The 15,897-nt window shown below is 70.4% G+C and carries 12 protein-coding genes; 6 read left to right on the top strand and 6 right to left on the bottom strand.

Annotated elements, in window-relative coordinates; all coding sequences use genetic code 11:
- The first annotated feature begins 93 nt into the window (after positions 1 to 93).
- The 4 genes from ACFY16_RS06170 to ACFY16_RS06155 all read left to right on the top strand — a co-directional run bounded on the left by ACFY16_RS06170 (position 94) and on the right by ACFY16_RS06155 (position 5,042).
- On the top strand, positions 94 to 1,683 hold the full coding sequence (locus ACFY16_RS06170; RefSeq protein ID WP_390645872.1) for an MFS transporter: 1,590 nt from the start codon (positions 94 to 96) through the stop codon (positions 1,681 to 1,683).
- Positions 1,684 to 1,801: 118 nt separating this feature from the next.
- A complete protein-coding gene (locus ACFY16_RS06165; protein ID WP_390645871.1) occupies positions 1,802 to 2,431 on the top strand; it encodes a TetR/AcrR family transcriptional regulator in 630 nt (209 codons plus the stop codon).
- A 194-nt stretch (positions 2,432 to 2,625) separates the two neighbouring features.
- A complete protein-coding gene (locus ACFY16_RS06160) occupies positions 2,626 to 3,672 on the top strand; it encodes an endonuclease/exonuclease/phosphatase family protein (RefSeq protein ID WP_390645870.1) in 1,047 nt (348 codons plus the stop codon).
- Positions 3,673 to 3,818: 146 nt separating this feature from the next.
- Positions 3,819 to 5,042 (top strand): MFS transporter, encoded by a 1,224-nt coding sequence (locus ACFY16_RS06155; protein ID WP_390645869.1) that lies wholly within the window; start codon positions 3,819 to 3,821, stop codon positions 5,040 to 5,042.
- 105 nt (positions 5,043 to 5,147) lie between these two features.
- On the opposite strand, the gene ACFY16_RS06150 is transcribed toward ACFY16_RS06155, so the two are convergent.
- The 4 genes from ACFY16_RS06150 to ACFY16_RS06135 all read right to left on the bottom strand — a co-directional run bounded on the left by ACFY16_RS06150 (position 5,148) and on the right by ACFY16_RS06135 (position 10,712).
- Positions 5,148 to 7,184, bottom strand: a complete 2,037-nt coding sequence (locus tag ACFY16_RS06150) for an NAD(+) synthase (protein WP_390645868.1) — start codon at positions 7,182 to 7,184, stop codon at positions 5,148 to 5,150.
- A 126-nt stretch (positions 7,185 to 7,310) separates the two neighbouring features.
- The gene (locus tag ACFY16_RS06145) at positions 7,311 to 9,251 is read right to left on the bottom strand and encodes a protease pro-enzyme activation domain-containing protein (RefSeq protein WP_390645867.1); all 1,941 of its coding nucleotides are present in this window, start codon (positions 9,249 to 9,251) and stop codon (positions 7,311 to 7,313) included.
- A gap of 178 nt (positions 9,252 to 9,429) precedes the next feature.
- Entirely contained in the window at positions 9,430 to 10,053 is a 624-nt protein-coding gene (locus tag ACFY16_RS06140; protein WP_390645866.1) for a DUF305 domain-containing protein, read from the bottom strand.
- Positions 10,050 to 10,712 carry a DUF3105 domain-containing protein gene (locus ACFY16_RS06135; RefSeq protein WP_390645865.1) on the bottom strand — a complete coding sequence of 221 codons (663 nt, stop codon included), beginning with the start codon at positions 10,710 to 10,712 and terminating at the stop codon, positions 10,050 to 10,052. Before ACFY16_RS06135 ends, ACFY16_RS06140 begins: the two co-directional genes overlap by 4 nt.
- A gap of 165 nt (positions 10,713 to 10,877) precedes the next feature.
- On the opposite strand from ACFY16_RS06135, the gene ACFY16_RS06130 reads away from it, so the two are divergent.
- Complete coding sequence (locus ACFY16_RS06130) at positions 10,878 to 11,324, top strand: RrF2 family transcriptional regulator (protein ID WP_390645864.1); 447 nt, start codon at positions 10,878 to 10,880, stop codon at positions 11,322 to 11,324.
- A gap of 132 nt (positions 11,325 to 11,456) precedes the next feature.
- Here ACFY16_RS06130 and ACFY16_RS06125 read toward each other — a convergent pair whose 3' ends face one another.
- Entirely contained in the window at positions 11,457 to 12,644 is a 1,188-nt protein-coding gene (locus tag ACFY16_RS06125; RefSeq protein ID WP_390645863.1) for a globin domain-containing protein, read from the bottom strand.
- 317 nt (positions 12,645 to 12,961) lie between these two features.
- Between ACFY16_RS06125 and glnA the strand changes: the two genes are divergently transcribed.
- On the top strand, positions 12,962 to 14,323 hold the full coding sequence (gene glnA, locus ACFY16_RS06120; protein WP_390645862.1) for a type I glutamate--ammonia ligase: 1,362 nt from the start codon (positions 12,962 to 12,964) through the stop codon (positions 14,321 to 14,323).
- Positions 14,324 to 14,471: 148 nt separating this feature from the next.
- Here glnA and ACFY16_RS06115 read toward each other — a convergent pair whose 3' ends face one another.
- Positions 14,472 to 15,896 carry an MFS transporter gene (locus ACFY16_RS06115; RefSeq protein ID WP_390646103.1) on the bottom strand — a complete coding sequence of 475 codons (1,425 nt, stop codon included), beginning with the start codon at positions 15,894 to 15,896 and terminating at the stop codon, positions 14,472 to 14,474.
- Position 15,897 lies beyond the last annotated feature (1 nt).

Here is a 15,897-nt window from a genome sequence, read left to right as displayed (position 1 = left end):
GACCCCCTGCGAGGTTTCATCCCGTGTAAGGTCTCGGTAAAGGATTTCCGATACGATACGGTCTCGTATCGGAAGTAACCTACGCTCGGAGCCATGACAAATCCTGCCGTCTCTGCCCCCCGAATACCGGAAGAGGTGCACCGGCGCCGCTGGGCGATCCTCGGCGTGCTGATGCTCAGCCTGCTGATCGTCGTCCTCGACAACTCCATCCTGAACGTCGCGATCAAGACGATCTCGACCCCCGCCCCGATCGGTCTGGGCGCCACGCAGAGCGAGCTGGAGTGGGCGATCAACGCCTACACCCTCGTCTTCGCGGGCCTGCTGTTCACCGCCGGTCTGCTCGGCGACCGCCTCGGCCGCAAGCTGGTCCTCCTCGGCGGACTCGCCGTCTTCGGTATCGGCTCGGCCCTCGCCGCCGAGTCCGGCTCGGCGACCTCGCTGATCGTCTTCCGGGCGGTGATGGGCCTGGGCGCCGCCTTCGTGATGCCCGCCACCCTCGCCGTCCTCATGAACGTCTTCGAGCGGGACGAACAGCCGAAGGCCATCGGCATCTGGGCCGGCGGCGTCGGCCTCGCCATCGCCATCGGCCCGATCACCGGCGGCCTGCTGCTCGACCACTTCTGGTGGGGCTCCGTCTTCCTCATCAACGTGCCGATCGTGGTGCTCGCGTTCGCGCTGATGGTGTGGCTGGTGCCCGACTCCCGCGACCCGAACCCGGGCCGCATCGACCCCGTCGGGGTGGTCCTGTCCGTCGTCGGCCTGGTCCTGCTCGTCTACGGCATCATCAAGGGCGGCCAGCTCGCCGACTTCACGGACGCCAAGGTGCTGGTGACCATCGCCGCCGGTGTCGCCGTTCTCGCCGGCTTCGTCGTGTTCGAGAAGCGCAGCGACCACCCGTCCATCGACATCACGTACTTCAAGAACAAGGTCTTCTCGGCCGCGATCGGCGTCATCGCGCTGGTCTTCTTCGCTCTGATGGGCGTGACCTTCTTCTCCGTCTTCTACACCCAGAGCGTGCGTGGCTACTCGCCGCTGCAGACCGGTCTGCTGATGCTGCCGCTCGCCGCCGCCCAGATGATCTTCGCGCCGCGCGCCCGGCTGGTCGTCGACCGCATCGGCATCAAGGCCACCACCACGGGCGCCATGCTGCTGATCGCCGCGACGCTCGCCGCGTTCGCCTCGTTCGAGGCGGACACGCCGATCTGGCTGCTGGAGGTCGTCTTCTTCCTCATGGGCACCGGCATGGCGCACATCATGACGCCGACCAGCGTCGTCATCATGCAGGCCCTGCCCCGCGAGAAGGCCGGCTCCGCGTCCGCGCTCAGCAACACCTTCCGGCAGGTCGGTGGCGCGCTCGGCATCGCCGTCCTCGGCTCGGTCCTGTCGGCGTCGTACCGCAGCGGCATCGAGGACAACCTCGGAACGCTGCCGGCGGGGCTGCGGGACACGGCGGGGGAGTCCATCGAGGCCACGCTGGGCGTCGCCGCGAAGCTGGGCGCCCGGGGCGAGGCCCTGGTCACGCCCGCCGACAACGCGTTCCTGCACGCGATGCACGTCACCGCCCTGTGCGGCGCCGGGATCGCCGTCATGGGAGCGGTCGTCGTGGCGCTGTTCCTGCCGGGCAAGCCGAAGTCCGGTCAGAAGGGCAAGGAGGAGCAGGAGTTGGTGACAGCGGTGGAGTAGGCGGCGTGGGGCCGGGGGGAGAGATCCGGGGGACCAGGGGGACCAGGAGGACCGGGGGACCAAGGGGACCAGGGGAATCACCCAGAATGACCTTGGGAATTCGAAGGGACGGAAGACAGTGAGCCTCGCCGACACCAACGCCGCTTCAGGGGCACCCGTCAGGGGGCGCCCCCGCAGCGAGGCTGTGGAGCGCGCCATCCTCGAGGGGGCGATGAAGCTGCTGGAGGACGGCGTGCCGCTCACCGAGCTCTCCATGGAGCGCATCGCCCGCACCGCCGGCGTCGGCAAGGCCACCATCTACCGTCGCTGGAGGGGCAAGGAGGAGCTGTTCGTCGACGTGCTGCGCGCCGCCGAGCCCCCGGACCCCGAACTCCCCGGCACCTCGATGCGCGACGACCTGGTCGTCCTGCTGGAGTCGCTGCGCCGACGCGGCCTGGCCAACCGCACCTCGGCGATCCTGCACAACGTCCGCGTCCAGATGAAGAGCAACCCGAAGATCTGGGCCGTCTACGACAGCACCGTCATCGCTCCCCGGCGCCGGCTCGGCGTCGAGATCCTGCGCCGCGGCCAGGAGAACGGCGAACTGCGCACCGACATCGACCTCGAGCTGGTCAACGACATGTTCGTCGGCCCCGTGCTCGTCCGCTCCGTCATGCGCCCGGAAAGCGCCCTCCCCGAGGACCTCGCGGAGCGGGTGGTCGACACGCTGCTCGAAGGACTACGCCCCGTCAGTTCGCCCAATCCCTAGGCCCATAGCCCGAATGCGAGCGTTTCGTCACAGACCATGCGGTCCCGTCCGCAAGCGGAACTCCTGACGCCGCGCCGGGCGTCCTCGTGCCCGTACGGCCGTCATGGGGCGGCGGAGAACGGAACCGATCATCCCCTAGGGTCTTAGGGACGCAAGGGGACGACGGTGGGCTCAGCAGGTAGTGAGGCGACGGTATGGCGCAGCAGGCGTATGTGACGGAGACGGACGACGGCGGCTCGGGGGACGAGCGCCCCCGGTTCCGGCGCCTGGCCCAGCGCCTGGTCGACGGCTGGCGGGGCGACCCGCGGATCTGGCGGCGCGGCATCGCCCTCGCGGTCCTCGCGCTGCTCCTGGCCCTGGTGATGCTGCTGCACTCGCGCATCCCGAACACCATCGGCAACCTCGGCAGCCTCACGGAGACGTTCCTGCCCTGGCTCGGCGTCCTCGTGCCCGTGCTGCTCGTTCTCGCGCTGGTGCGCAGGTCGGCGACCGCGCTGATCGCGGTGCTGCTGCCGGCGGTCGTGTGGCTGAACCTCTTCGGCGGTCTGCTCACGGACAAGGCGGGCACCGGCGGCGACCTCACGGTGGCCACCCACAACGTCAATGCCGACAACGCCGACCCCTCCGGCACCGCCCGCGCGGTCGCCGCGTCCGGCGCGGACGTGCTGGCCCTGGAGGAGCTGAAGGCGTCCGCGGTCCCGACGTACGAGAGGGCGCTGGCGTCGACGTACAAGTACCACTCGGTGCAGGGCACCGTCGGGCTGTGGAGCAAGTACCCGCTGAGTGGAGTCGCCGCCGTCGACATCAAGCTGGGCTGGACGCGGGCGATGCGGGCGACGGTGGCGACGCCGGACGGCGACGTCGCCGTGTACGTCGCCCATCTGCCGTCGGTGCGGGTGAAGATGAACGCCGGATTCACCGCCCGCCAGCGCGACAAGAGCGCCGACGCGCTGGGCGAGGCCATCGCCGACGAGAAGCTGGGCCGCAAGATCCTGCTCGGCGACCTGAACGGCACCATGAACGACCGCGCGCTCAACGCCGTCACGTCCCAGATGCGCTCCACCCAGGGCGCGGCGGGCAGCGGCTTCGGGTTCAGCTGGCCGGCGTCGTTCCCGATGGCGCGGATCGACCAGATCATGGTGCAGGGCGTCGAACCGCTGAGCTCGTGGACGCTGCCGGAGACCGGCAGTGACCATCTGCCGGTGGCGGCGCGTGTGAGTCTCGCCACAAGCGACTCCTGAGAGGTTCCCGAGAGGTCGCGGACAGGCCGCCGAGACGTCGCCGCAACCTCGTCTTCATCCACTGGAATACCGGGCCCGGCAGGCTTTGTTCCGTAGCTGAACATAAGAAACGTAGAATGTACGGAACTCCCTCTGAAAGGCCCCTCATGCCCCTGGCCCTGCTCGCCCTCGCCGTGGGCGCCTTCGGCATCGGTACGACCGAGTTCGTGATGATGGGGCTGCTCCCCGAGGTCGCGGACGACCTGCACATCTCGATTCCCAGCGCCGGACACCTGGTCTCGGCGTACGCGCTCGGCGTCGTCATCGGCGCCCCGCTGCTGGCCGCGGTGACCGCCCGCATGTCCCGCCGCACGGTCCTGATGGGCCTGATGGCCCTGTTCGTCGCGGGCAACGCGCTGTCGGCGTTCGCCCCCGGCTCCGACTCCCTCCTGGCGGCCCGCTTCCTGAGCGGCCTGCCGCACGGCGCCTTCTTCGGCGTGGGCGCGGTGGTCGCGACGACCATGGTGGCCCCGGAGCGCAAGGCGCGTTCCGTCTCCCTGATGTTCCTCGGCCTGACCGTCGCCAACATCGCGGGCGTCCCGGTCGCCACGCTCATGGGCCAGCACCTCGGCTGGCGGGCGACGTTCCTCGGCGTGAGCGCGATCGGCCTGGTGGCGATCGCCTCGCTGGCGCTGCTGATCCCGCACGACCACGCGCACGCGCCGACGACGGGCCTGCGCGGTGAGCTGGCCGCGTTGAAGTCGGTTCCGGTGTGGCTGGCCCTCGGCACGACGGTGGCGGGCTTCGGCGCGCTCTTCTCGGCCTACAGCTACATCACGCCGATGCTCACCGACGCCGCGGGGTACGCCGACTCCAGCGTGACGCTGCTGCTGGCGCTGTTCGGGGTGGGCGCGACCGTGGGCAACCTGCTCGGCGGGCGCCTCGCGGACCACGCGATGCGCCGCACGCTGTTCGGCGGCCTGGCCTCGCTGGTCGTCGTGCTGGCCGCCTTCCCGCTGCTGATGCGCACGGAGTGGAGCGCGGCGGTGGCGGTGGTCCTGCTCGGCGTGGCGGCCTTCGTCACCGGGTCGCCGCTGCAGCTGATGGTCATGGAGAAGGCGTCGGCGGCGCCGTCCCTGGCGTCGTCCGCCAACCAGGCGGCGTTCAACCTGGCGAATGCCGGGGGTGCGTGGATCGGGGGGCTCGCGCTGGCGGCCGGGTTCGGGGTGACGTCCCCGGCGCTGGCGGGGGCGGCGCTGGCCGTGCTCGGACTGGGCGTCGCGGGGGTCGCGTATGCGGTGGACCGGCGGCGTGTGGTTCTGCGGTCCGGCCGGGAACGTCTGGTCGCGGCGCACATCCCGCACGCTGCTTCCGAGACGCTGCACCACTGACCGGCCCAGCCCGCCTGGGGGAGTTCGAGGACGAGGCCCTTCGGGCCGATGGGGGGGCGGGGTGCGCAGCCCCAGGGCCGCGCACCCCCACCAGGCCGCACCGGACTAATCGAAGCGGGCCAGGTCCCGCAGCCAGGCGGTCGCCGTGCTGTCCGACGGTGCGCGCCAGTCGCCGCGCGGTGAGAGCGAACCGCCGGCCGAGACCTTCGGCCCATTGGGCATGGCCGATCGTTTGAACTGCGCGAACGCGAAGAAGCGACGGCAGAAGACCTCCAGCCACTGCCGGATCTCCGGCAGGTCGTACGCCACCCGCTTTGCTTCGGGGAAGCCCGGAGGCCAGGCGCCGGCGTCCTGGTCGTGCCAGGCGTGCCAGGCCAGGAAGGCGATCTTCGACGGCCGGAAGCCGTAGCGCAGTACGTGGAAGAGCGTGAAGTCGTGCAGCGCGTACGGGCCGATCTTGGATTCGGTGGACTGCATCTCCTCGCCCGGTACGAGTTCCGGGCTGATCTCGGTGTCGAGGATCGCTGCAAGGGTCTTGCCGGTCTCGTCGTCGAACTGGCCGCTGCTGATGACCCAGCGGATCAGGTGCTGGATCAGCGTCTTCGGCACGCCCGAGTTGACGTTGTAGTGGCTCATCTGGTCGCCCACGCCGTACGTGGACCAGCCGAGCGCCAGCTCCGACAGGTCACCGGTGCCGAGCACGATGCCGCCGCGCTGGTTGGCGAGCCGGAACAGGTAGTCGGTGCGCAGCCCGGCCTGCACGTTCTCGAAGGTGACGTCGTACACCGGCTCGCCGGAGCCGAACGGGTGGCCCATCTCCTTCAGCATCAGCCGTGCGGTCGGCGTGATGTCCAGCTCGGCCGCGGTGACGCCGAGGGAGTTCATCAGCTTGTGGGCGTTGTCCTTGGTGTGGTCGCTGGTGGCGAAGCCGGGCAGCGTCCAGGCCAGGATGTCGGTGCGCGGGCGGCCCGCGCGGTCCATCGCGCGGGCGGCGACGATCAGCGCGTGCGTGGAGTCGAGGCCGCCGGACACCCCGATGACCACCTTCGCGCCGCCGATCGACGCCAATCGCCGCTGGAGGCCCTCGACCTGGATGTTGTACGCCTCGTAGCAGTCCAGGGCGAGGCGGTCGGGGTCGGCCGGCACGAACGGGAAGCGCTCCAGACGGCGGCGCAGCCCCAGGTCGGTGAGCGGCGGATCGAGTTCGAACGTGATCGTCCGGAAGTCGCCGGTCCGCGCGCTGTGCGTACGGCGGTTGTCGTCGAACGTGCCCGTCCGCTGCCGCTCCTGGCGCAGCAGGTCCAGGTCCACGTCGGCCACCGCGTACTCGTCGCCGAGCGGGAACCGCTCGGTCTCGGCCAGCAGCACGCCGTTCTCGTAGATCATCGCCTGGCCGTCCCAGGCCAGGTCGGTGGTCGACTCGCCGAGTCCGGCCGCCGCGTAGACGTACGCGGCGAGGCAGCGGGCGGACGCCGAGCGGCACAGCAGCTTGCGGTCCTCGGCCCGCCCGACCGTGATGGGGCTGCCGGAGAGATTGACGAGGAGGGTCGCACCGGCGAGGGCCGCCTCCGCACTGGGTGGCACCGGAACCCACATGTCCTCGCAGATCTCCGCGTGCAGCACGAGACCGGGGACGTCCTCCGCCGCGAACAGCAGGTCCACGCCGAACGGTACGGCCTCGCCGCCGACGCGGATCGACCCGCCGCGCTCGTCGGCACCGTCGGCGATCTGCCGGCGCTCGTAGAACTCCCGGTAGTTCGGCGGGTACGACTTGGGTACGACACCGAGGACACGGCCGCGGTGCACGATCACCGCGCAGTTGTAGATCCGGTTGCGATGGCGCAGCGGGGCACCGACGACCAGCACCGGCAGCAGCTGAGCCGAGCCGGTCACCACCTCCTGGAGCGCCTCCTCGACCTGGTCGAGCAGCGCGTCCTGGAGCAGCAGGTCCTCGATGGAGTAGCCGCACAGCACCATCTCCGGGAAGACGGCGACGGCGACACCCTCCTCGGCGCACCGGTGTGCGTGGCGCAGGACCGCTTCGGCGTTGGCGTGCGGATCCGCGATGACGGTGTGGCCCGTACACGCGGCGACGCGTGCGAAGCCGTGCTGATAGATCGACCAGAAGTTCAAGGGAGGCACGGGCCCAGTGTAATCGTCAGAGCGACGCGATGGGTGGCGCGGGGTGTGGGCGGGGCCCACGCAAGGCGAGGGGGCGCGGGGTGATCACACCCCGCGCCCCCTCAAGGTGCCGTTACCGGCGGTGCCTCAGTGGCGGCCGAACGACTCCACGTAGCCGTTCGCGGGCGTGCCCACGCCGGTCACGTCGTCGTAGCCCTTCACGGCCGACAGCGAGCTGTCCTTGCCGAGGCTGCGGACCGAGGTGGCCAGGCCGTCGGTGGCGTCGTAGCCGTTCACGAAGTCGATGCGGGCCACGGCCAGGCCGGAGCCGGTCGGGTTGTCCGTGACGTCGTGGTACGCCTTCGTGCCGTACTTCGCGTAGATCGACGGGTTGGCGAAGCCGATCGCCTTGCCGCCGCGGGCCTCCTGGGCCAGCGCCTGCACGGCCGCGATGACCGGCGCGGCCAGCGAGGTGCCGCCGATGCGGTACTCGCTGTACGCCTCGGTCCCGTCCGCCTGGGTCTGCGTCTGGCCCACCTTGAAGCCGGTGTTCGGGTCGGCGATCGCGGAGATGTCCGGGACGACGCGGTTGCCGGCGGCGTTGTTGGCCTTGGCGAGCGTGTCCGGGACGACACCCTTCTGGTAGAAGGGCTCCGCCACCGTCGCGCTGGTGCCGCCACCCGCACCCGAGGTGAACGCGCCGGGGAAGTTCGTCCAGCTCTTGCCGTCCGCGGACAGCGTGGCCTTCTCGGTGCCCCAGCCGGTCTCCCACAGGTACTTGTCGCCCTTGCCGACCGCCAGCGAGGTACCGCCGACCGCCGTCACCCACGCCGAGTTGGCCGGGGTGTCGACCTGCTTCGTACCGGTGTTGGCGACCTCGTCGCCGTTGTCGCCGGAGGAGAAGTAGAAGCCGATGCCCTCGACCGCGCCGAACTGGAAGACCTGGTCGTAGGCGGCCGCGAGGTCCGGCGTCTGGTTGGCCTCGATGTCGCCCCAGGAGTTGGAGACGATGTCGGCCAGGTGGCTGTCGACGATCTTGCTCAGCGAGTCGAGCAGGTCGTCGTCGTAGCAGGACGAGGCACCCACGTAGGTGACCTGGGCGGCGGGCGCGACCGCGTGCACGGCCTCGACGTCGAGGGTCTCCTCGCCGTACCAGCCGGCCGCCCCGCACTCCTCGGTCTTCGTGTACTTCTTGGGCAGCACCTGGCGCAGCTGACCGGTCGTCCAGGTGGCGTCGCCGTGGCTCTTCGCGTAGGCGGCCGCGTCGTAGGCGATGGTCGGCGAGGCGTACGCGTCGGTGATGGCGATGCGCACACCCTTGCCCGTGTAGCTCCCGGCGCCGTAGGCGGCACGCAGCTGCTTGCCGGTGTAGCCCTCCACGGCGTACGGGATCTTCGTGCCGTACGCGTCCGGCAGCGTGGTCGCGATGTTCGAGCCGTAGTACGAGGAGAACGGCCCGGAGTTCTTGAACACGGCGTCCGGCGGCGGCAGTTGTTCCTTGGAGCTCGCCTTGTGCGGGGCGTTGTCCAGGCCGGTGACGGTCAGGACGGCGCCGTTCAGTGCGTCGGGCACCGAGGCCGTCCGCTGCGGCGCGCGGTACGTCTTCGAGCCCTTGGCGTAGTTGTGCAGCTGGGTGCCGAACGCCTTCTCGGCGGCGGCCACGTCACCGGTGACGGAGACGTAGTGCTGCGTCACGCCCGTGACCTTCAGACCGGCCGACGCCAGCCAGGACTTCACCGCCGCCACCTGGGCCTCGGTCGCGCCGAAGCGGGCCTGGGCCTGCTCGGCGCTCAGGTACTTGCCGTAGGCGGCGGAGGCCGGGTCGGACACGGCCTTCGCGTACGCGGCGAGGCCGGCCGCGTCCCGGCCGGCGAGGTAGACGCGGGCGGAGACCTGGGCGGCGTTCGAGGTCGCGCCCTTGTCGGCCTTGGCCGTGGCCCAGGCGGGCTTGGTGCCCGCGAGGGTGTCGCGGCCCGGATTGTCCGCGGCGTGCGCCGCGGGTATGCCGAGCGCCAGCGCGCCCGCGAGCATCGGCAGTGTCGCTGCCAGGCTCACTCCGGCGCGCACCTTGGCGCGATTGGATCTCATGGAACCCCCTGTGCGGTTCGTCGCGAGTCGATCACTCGACGGGGGTCACTCTTGCGACGAACCATTCATGCCAGGGGAATGAAATGGCCAAGAAGAGCCCAAGTGTCCACTGCCAGGGCTGATTTGGCTGTTCGGTCGCGAACTTTAGGGAAATCCCTACGGCGTTGGTGGCGGACTCCTACGGCCGCGCGGTCGCGCCCCGCTCCTTGAGCAGGTCCGCCATCAGGTCGATCTCCGACTGCTGCGCGTCGACCATGCCCTGCGCGAGCCGCTTCTCCACCCCGACCGTGCACTTGGCGACACAGCCCTCGGCCATGTGGATACCACCCTTGTGATGGTCCGTCATGAGCTGGAGGTAGAAGACCTCGGCCTGCTTCCCGCTGAGCGTGCCGAGCTTCTTCATCTCGGTGTTGGTCGCCATGCCCGGCATCAGCGCGCCGTCCTTGCCGGAGGTCATGTCGCCCATGCCCATCCAGGTCATCGGCGCGTCGGAGGACACCTTCGGCAGCCCCCACAGGTCGAGCCAGCCCAGCAGCATGCCACGCTGGTTGGCCTGCGTCTGCGCGATGTCGTAGGCGAGCCGTCGCACTTCGGCGTCCTTGGTGCGGTCGCGCACGATGTACGACATCTCGACGGCCTGCTGATGGTGCACCGCCATGTCGCGCGCGAACCCGGCGTCCGCGGAGTCCGCGGTGGGCGCGCTGTCGCCGGACCCGCCGTCCTCGGCGACGGCGTAGGTGATCGCGCCGGCGGCGACGAGCACCGCCGCCGCGGCCCCCGCGATCAGTCCGACGTGCCTCACTGCGAGAGCCCGCCCGTGCAGGCGGCGCCGGGCTCGGGAGTCTGGTCGCCCTGGACGAACTTCTCGAAGAACGCGTCCACGTTCGGGTCGCTCGCGCTCGTCACCGTGCGCTGGTGCGCCCACGCGGTGAGCACGATCGGGTCCGTCTGCTTGTCGTCGGGGCTCATCAGCGTGTACGGCGTCTTCTTCACCTTCGCCGCGAGCGCGTCGACGTCGGCCTTGGAGGCCTTGCTGTTGTACGTCACCCACACAGCGCCGTGCTCCAGCGAGTGCACGGCGTTCATGTTGTTCAGCGCCTTGGTGTAGACGTCACCGTTGCAGTTCATCCAGACCTGGTTGTGGTTCCCGCCGACCGGGGGCTCCGCCGGATACTTGACGGTCTCGGTGACGTGGGTCCGCCCCAACGTCCCCTTCCACGTCTTCACGCCGTCCTTGCCGGTGACGAAGTGCCCCGACGACTTCCCGTCGCTCGCGGTGCTGTCGTCGCCGGACTGAGACCGCACCACGAAGACACCGCCGACCACGAGCCCCGCGACGACCACCACGCTGGCCGCGACGGTAAGGATCCGATTGCGGCGCTCGCGGGCCTGCTCGGCACGCCGCATCTCCGCTATTCGGGCCTGGCGCGCCGCGCCGCTGCTCTTCTTGCCGGAAGCCATGGGATGTCCTTCGGGGGAAAGGGGCGGGAAGACGGGGGTCGATCGGGTCCGCTGATCGTAATGGGACGGACGTGACCTCTCGCAGCGAGGTCACAGGAAAGGCCGGATCGATACGATCCGGCCAGATAATTTGAAGCGCGGATGCGCATTATTTACCCTGCTCGTATGCGGCTGTTGCGCTCCACCGACCTGGCACTGCGCGTCCTCATGCGGCTCGCCGTCACCGACGGCTCCAGCCCCACGACCCGCGAGGTCGCGGAGGACATGGACGTGCCGTACACCCATGCCGCCAAGGTCGTCGCCGAGCTCCAGCACATGGGGCTGCTCGACGCCCGCCGTGGCCGGGGCGGCGGACTCTCGCTCACCGACAAGGGCCGTACCGCGTCCGTGGGCGCCGTCGTCCGCAGCTTCGAGGGCGAGGGTGACGTCGTCGAGTGCGAGGGCGCCACGCCCTGCCCCCTCAATACCGCCTGCCGGCTGCGCGGAGCCCTGCGCCGGGCCCAGGAGGCGTTCTACGGCTCGCTGGACCCGCTGACCGTCGGCGACATGGTCGCCGCCCCCACCGGACCGCTGCTGCTGGAGATCGGCCGGGCTTCCCAGGGCCGGTCCTGAGCAGCCTTGCCGAAGTCCGGTACGGCGCCCCGGTAAGGGGGCGCGGGGCCGTGTCGATGTGCGGCTCCGCCGCGTGGGCGCGGCCGGCCCCCACCGGCCCGCGGGTTCGTCACCGCGCTTCCAGCGGAGCGCTCAGCCCTCCTGCGCCTGCCACAGGTCCGGTCCGAACACCTCGTAGTGGATGTCGGCCGGTGCCACGCCCTTCTCGATCAGCTGGGTCCGCATCGCGCGCATGAACGGCAGCGGACCGCACAGGTACGCGCGCGTGCCGGACGGAACGGCGAGGTCGGTCAGGTCGACCAGGCCAGGGCGGCCGGCCCCGGTGGCGTGCTCCTCGTACCAGAAGTGGGCCGACGCGTCCGGCAGCTTCGCCGCGTACGCCTCGTGGTCGTCGCGCAGGGCGTGGTCGGCGGGGGAGCGGTCGCCGTGCACGACGGTGATCGGGGCCGGGTGCCCGGTGTCCGCGAGCTGCGCCAGCATCGAGATCATCGGGGTCACGCCGATACCCGCGGAGGCGAGCAGCAGGGGTGTGCCGGCGGCGTCGTCGAGGACGAGATCGCCGTACGGTGCCGACAGCTGAAGGACGCTGCCCTCGCGCACGCGCGCGTGGAGGTGGTTCGAGACCTCGCCCTCGGGTCCCGCGTCGCCGCTCACCCGCTTGACGCTGATCTGCCGAAGCGTCGCGTCCGGCGCCCCGGAGAGGCTGTACTGCCGTATCTGGCGGGCGCCGTCGGGGAGTTCGACCTGTAGGGAGACGTACTGGCCCGCGCGGAAGGCGGGCACCGGCCCGCCGTCGACGGGTCGCAGCCGGAAGGTGACGACGTCGGCGGTCTCCGTGACCCGCTCGACGACCTCCCAGTCCCGTCGGCCGGGCTCGCGGGACTCCTCGTACAGCCGCTTCTCGATCGCGATCAGCGCGTTCGCCATCAGCCAGTAGACCTCGTCCCAGGCGGCCGCGACCTCGGGGGTGACGGCCTCGCCGAGCACGTCGGCGATGGCGGCGAAGAGGTGCTCGTGGACGATCGCGTACTGCTCGGGCGTCACACCCAGCGAGGCGTGCTTGTGGGCGATGCGGCCCAGCAGCGCGTCCGGCCGCCGGTCCGGGTGGGCCAGCAGGTGCGTCGCGAAGGCGGCGATGGAACCGGCCAGGGCCTGGCGCTGGGTGCCGGCGGCCTGGTTGCCGCGGTTGAACAGGTCGCGCAGCAGCTCGGGGCGGGCGGCGAACAGCCCGGCGTAGAAACGCTCGGTGATCTCGCCGAGGGACGCGCCCACGACGGGAAGGGTGGCGCGGACGGTGGTGGCGGACTGCTCGGACAGCATCGGGACGGCTCCTCGGGGCTCGACGGGAACGACGCTCGGCTGCCGGGCACGTTAGTAAAACTTGCATCTGAGATGCAAATTAAACAGGTGGGGGCAGACTGACCGGGGGCAGCCATTACGGATGTCGGTCCGAGCAGGCAAGATGGGCGGCAGAGCAGTACACCTGCCGTACGTGAGGCGTTCAGGCCGATGACTCCCGGGCGATCAAGGTCCGCAACGCGCATGAAATGGTGTTGTGGTGTGATGCTCAGGTGCCCGACCGCCTCCCGTGGTGCGGGAGACAGGCGGCCTGACCAGCAAGGATGGGGAAGCGGAAGATGGACAAGCAGCAGGAGTTCGTGCTCCGGACCTTGGAGGAGCGCGACATCCGGTTCGTACGGCTGTGGTTCACGGACGTGCTGGGCTTCCTCAAGTCCGTCGCCGTGGCCCCGGCCGAGCTGGAGCAGGCCTTCGACGAGGGCATCGGCTTCGACGGCTCCGCGATCGAGGGCTTCGCCCGGGTCTACGAGTCAGACATGATCGCCAAGCCGGACCCGTCCACCTTCCAGGTGCTGCCCTGGCGTGCCGAGGCCCCCGGCACCGCCCGCATGTTCTGCGACATCCTCATGCCGGACGGCTCCCCGTCCTTCGCCGACCCGCGCTACGTCCTCAAGCGCGCCCTGGCCCGCGCCTCCGACCTGGGCTTCACCTTCTACACCCACCCCGAGATCGAGTTCTTCCTGCTGAAGGACAAGCCTCTCGACGGCTCCCGCCCGACCCCCGCCGACAACTCCGGGTACTTCGACCACACCCCGCAGAACGTCGGCATGGACTTCCGCCGCCAGGCGATCACCATGCTGGAGTCGATGGGCATCTCGGTCGAGTTCTCCCACCACGAGGGCGCCCCCGGCCAGCAGGAGATCGACCTGCGCTACGCCGACGCCCTCTCCACGGCCGACAACATCATGACGTTCCGTCTGGTCATGAAGCAGGTGGCGCTGGAGCAGGGCGTCCAGGCGACCTTCATGCCGAAGCCGTTCTCGGAGTACCCGGGCAGCGGCATGCACACGCACCTCTCCCTCTTCGAGGGCGACCGCAACGCCTTCTACGAGTCGGGCGCCGAGTTCCAGCTCTCGAAGGTCGGCCGCTCCTTCATCGCGGGCCTGCTGAAGCACGCGGCGGAGATCGCGGCGGTCACCAACCAGTGGGTGAACTCGTACAAGCGCATCTGGGGCGGTTCCGAGCGCACCGCCGGCGCCGGCGGCGAGGCCCCCTCGTACATCTGCTGGGGCCACAACAACCGCTCGGCCCTGGTCCGCGTCCCGATGTACAAGCCCGGCAAGACCGGCTCCGCCCGCGTGGAGGTCCGCTCCCTCGACTCCGGCACGAACCCCTACCTGGCCTACGCCGTCCTCCTCGCCGCCGGCCTCAAGGGCATCGAAGAGGGCTACGAGCTGCCGCCCGGCGCCGAGGACGACGTCTGGGCCCTGTCCGACGCCGAGCGCCGCGCGATGGGCATCGAGCCCCTCCCGCAGAACCTCGGCGAGGCCCTGAGCCTCATGGAGCGCAGCGACCTGCTCGCCGAGACCCTGGGCGAGCACGTCTTCGACTTCTTCCTCCGCAACAAGCGCCAGGAGTGGGAGGAGTACCGCAGCGAGGTCACCGCGTTCGAGCTGCGGAAGAACCTGCCGGTGCTGTAAGGGCAGTCACAGCGGATTTCTCGCTGATGAGACGCCGAGGGGCCGACGGTCGTGGACCGTCGGCCCCTCGGCGTCTCACTGTTCCTGGGGGATCCCGTCTTGGCGGTCCCGAGCACAACAGCGAATTCACCGGGCGTGCTGTCTTCAATCAGGTCGCAAGGGCCCGCGCCCGGTCGGCGGCCGCGCGCCCGCTGAAGGCCTGAAGCGCGGCCGCGGCGGCGCACGCGGTGCAGCCGAGGCTCCAGAGCACGAGATAGGCGGTGGTGGAGGGAATGTCCGACGCACCGATGACCAGCGAGCCGAGGACGACGGAGGAGCACGCGCCCGCGATGCTGCCGCCCAGTGTCTTGAGGTTGTTGTAGACGGCGGTGCCGCTCGCGGCGCGGTCGTGGGCGCTGCCTTCGGCGATCACCGTGGGAAGGCCGCCCTGGGACAGGCCCATGCCGAAGCCCGCCACGGAGTAGGCCGCGATGAACAGGGGCAGATCGGTGCGGGTGAGCATCAGACCCGCGTAGCCGACAGCCGTCAGGATCGAGGCGAGCACCAGCATCCGGCGGTATCCGGTGCGGGCGCCGATGAACGGGACCAGAACGGAGGCGGCCATGCCGAGGACGCTGGGGATCACGCTCCACAGACCGATCTGCAAGGTGGTCAGGCCGAAGCCGTAGCCACCCTCGGCCGGGTCGGCGGCCAGGTAGGTGACGGCGACGGACTGCCCGGCGAGCAGGACCGCGCCGAGCACGAACCCGGCCGCGTAGTGCGGGGCGAGTGCGCGCCGGGCCATCGCGCGGACGTCGACGAGGGCGTCCGGGCGGGCGAGTTGGGTGCGCAGCCAGGCCCAGCCGAGTGCGGCCGTCAGCACAAGCGCCCCCGACACGGGGAGGGAGGTCCAGCCCCAGGCCTTGGCGCGGGAGAGGGCACCGAGCAGGACGACGAGGGTGAGTCCCAGCAGGACGGCGCCCGCCCAGTCCATACGCCCCGGGGAGCGGTGGCCGGACTCCGGCACGGCGCACCAGGCAAGGACCGTGCAGAGCAGTGCGAACACCGTCAGCGCCGCGTGCGCCATCCGTACCCCGCCGAAGATTCCCAGCAGCGCACCCGAAAGGGCATGGCCGAGCAGGGAGCCCAGAGTCAGAGCCGCGACCAGCAGGCCGATCGCACGGCGCGCGCCCGGTGCGTCCAGCCTGCCGCGCACGAGGCCGATCTCCAGGGGCAGCAGGGCGGCGAGGGCTCCCATCAGGACGCGGCCGACGAGCGTCATCGGATAGCTGCCGGCGAGGGCGACCAGGAGAGTGCCGGCCGTGACGCACAGCAGCGCGATGCGCAGCAGGCGCCGGTGGCCGTAGAGGTCGCCGAGGCGTCCCAGGGCGGGCACGGTGACCGCCGCCGCGAGGTAGTTCACGGTCATGAACCACTGGGCGTCGGCGGCGCCGACGTGCCACGTGTCCTGCACCGCGGGCAGCAGGGGTGTGTCCGTGCCCTGGACGAACCCGCTGAACAACTCGAAGACGACCAGGACTCCGACGACGGCGCGGACGCGGACAGGAAGTTCCGCCCCCGCCCCCGCGAACATC

Origin of the sequence: Streptomyces sp. NPDC001315, from assembly GCF_042896175.1 — a bacterium.
Taxonomy (GTDB): domain Bacteria; phylum Actinomycetota; class Actinomycetes; order Streptomycetales; family Streptomycetaceae; genus Streptomyces.
The sequence above is the reverse complement of the archived record's forward strand: the minus strand, read 5'-3'. Positions and strand labels throughout refer to the sequence as shown.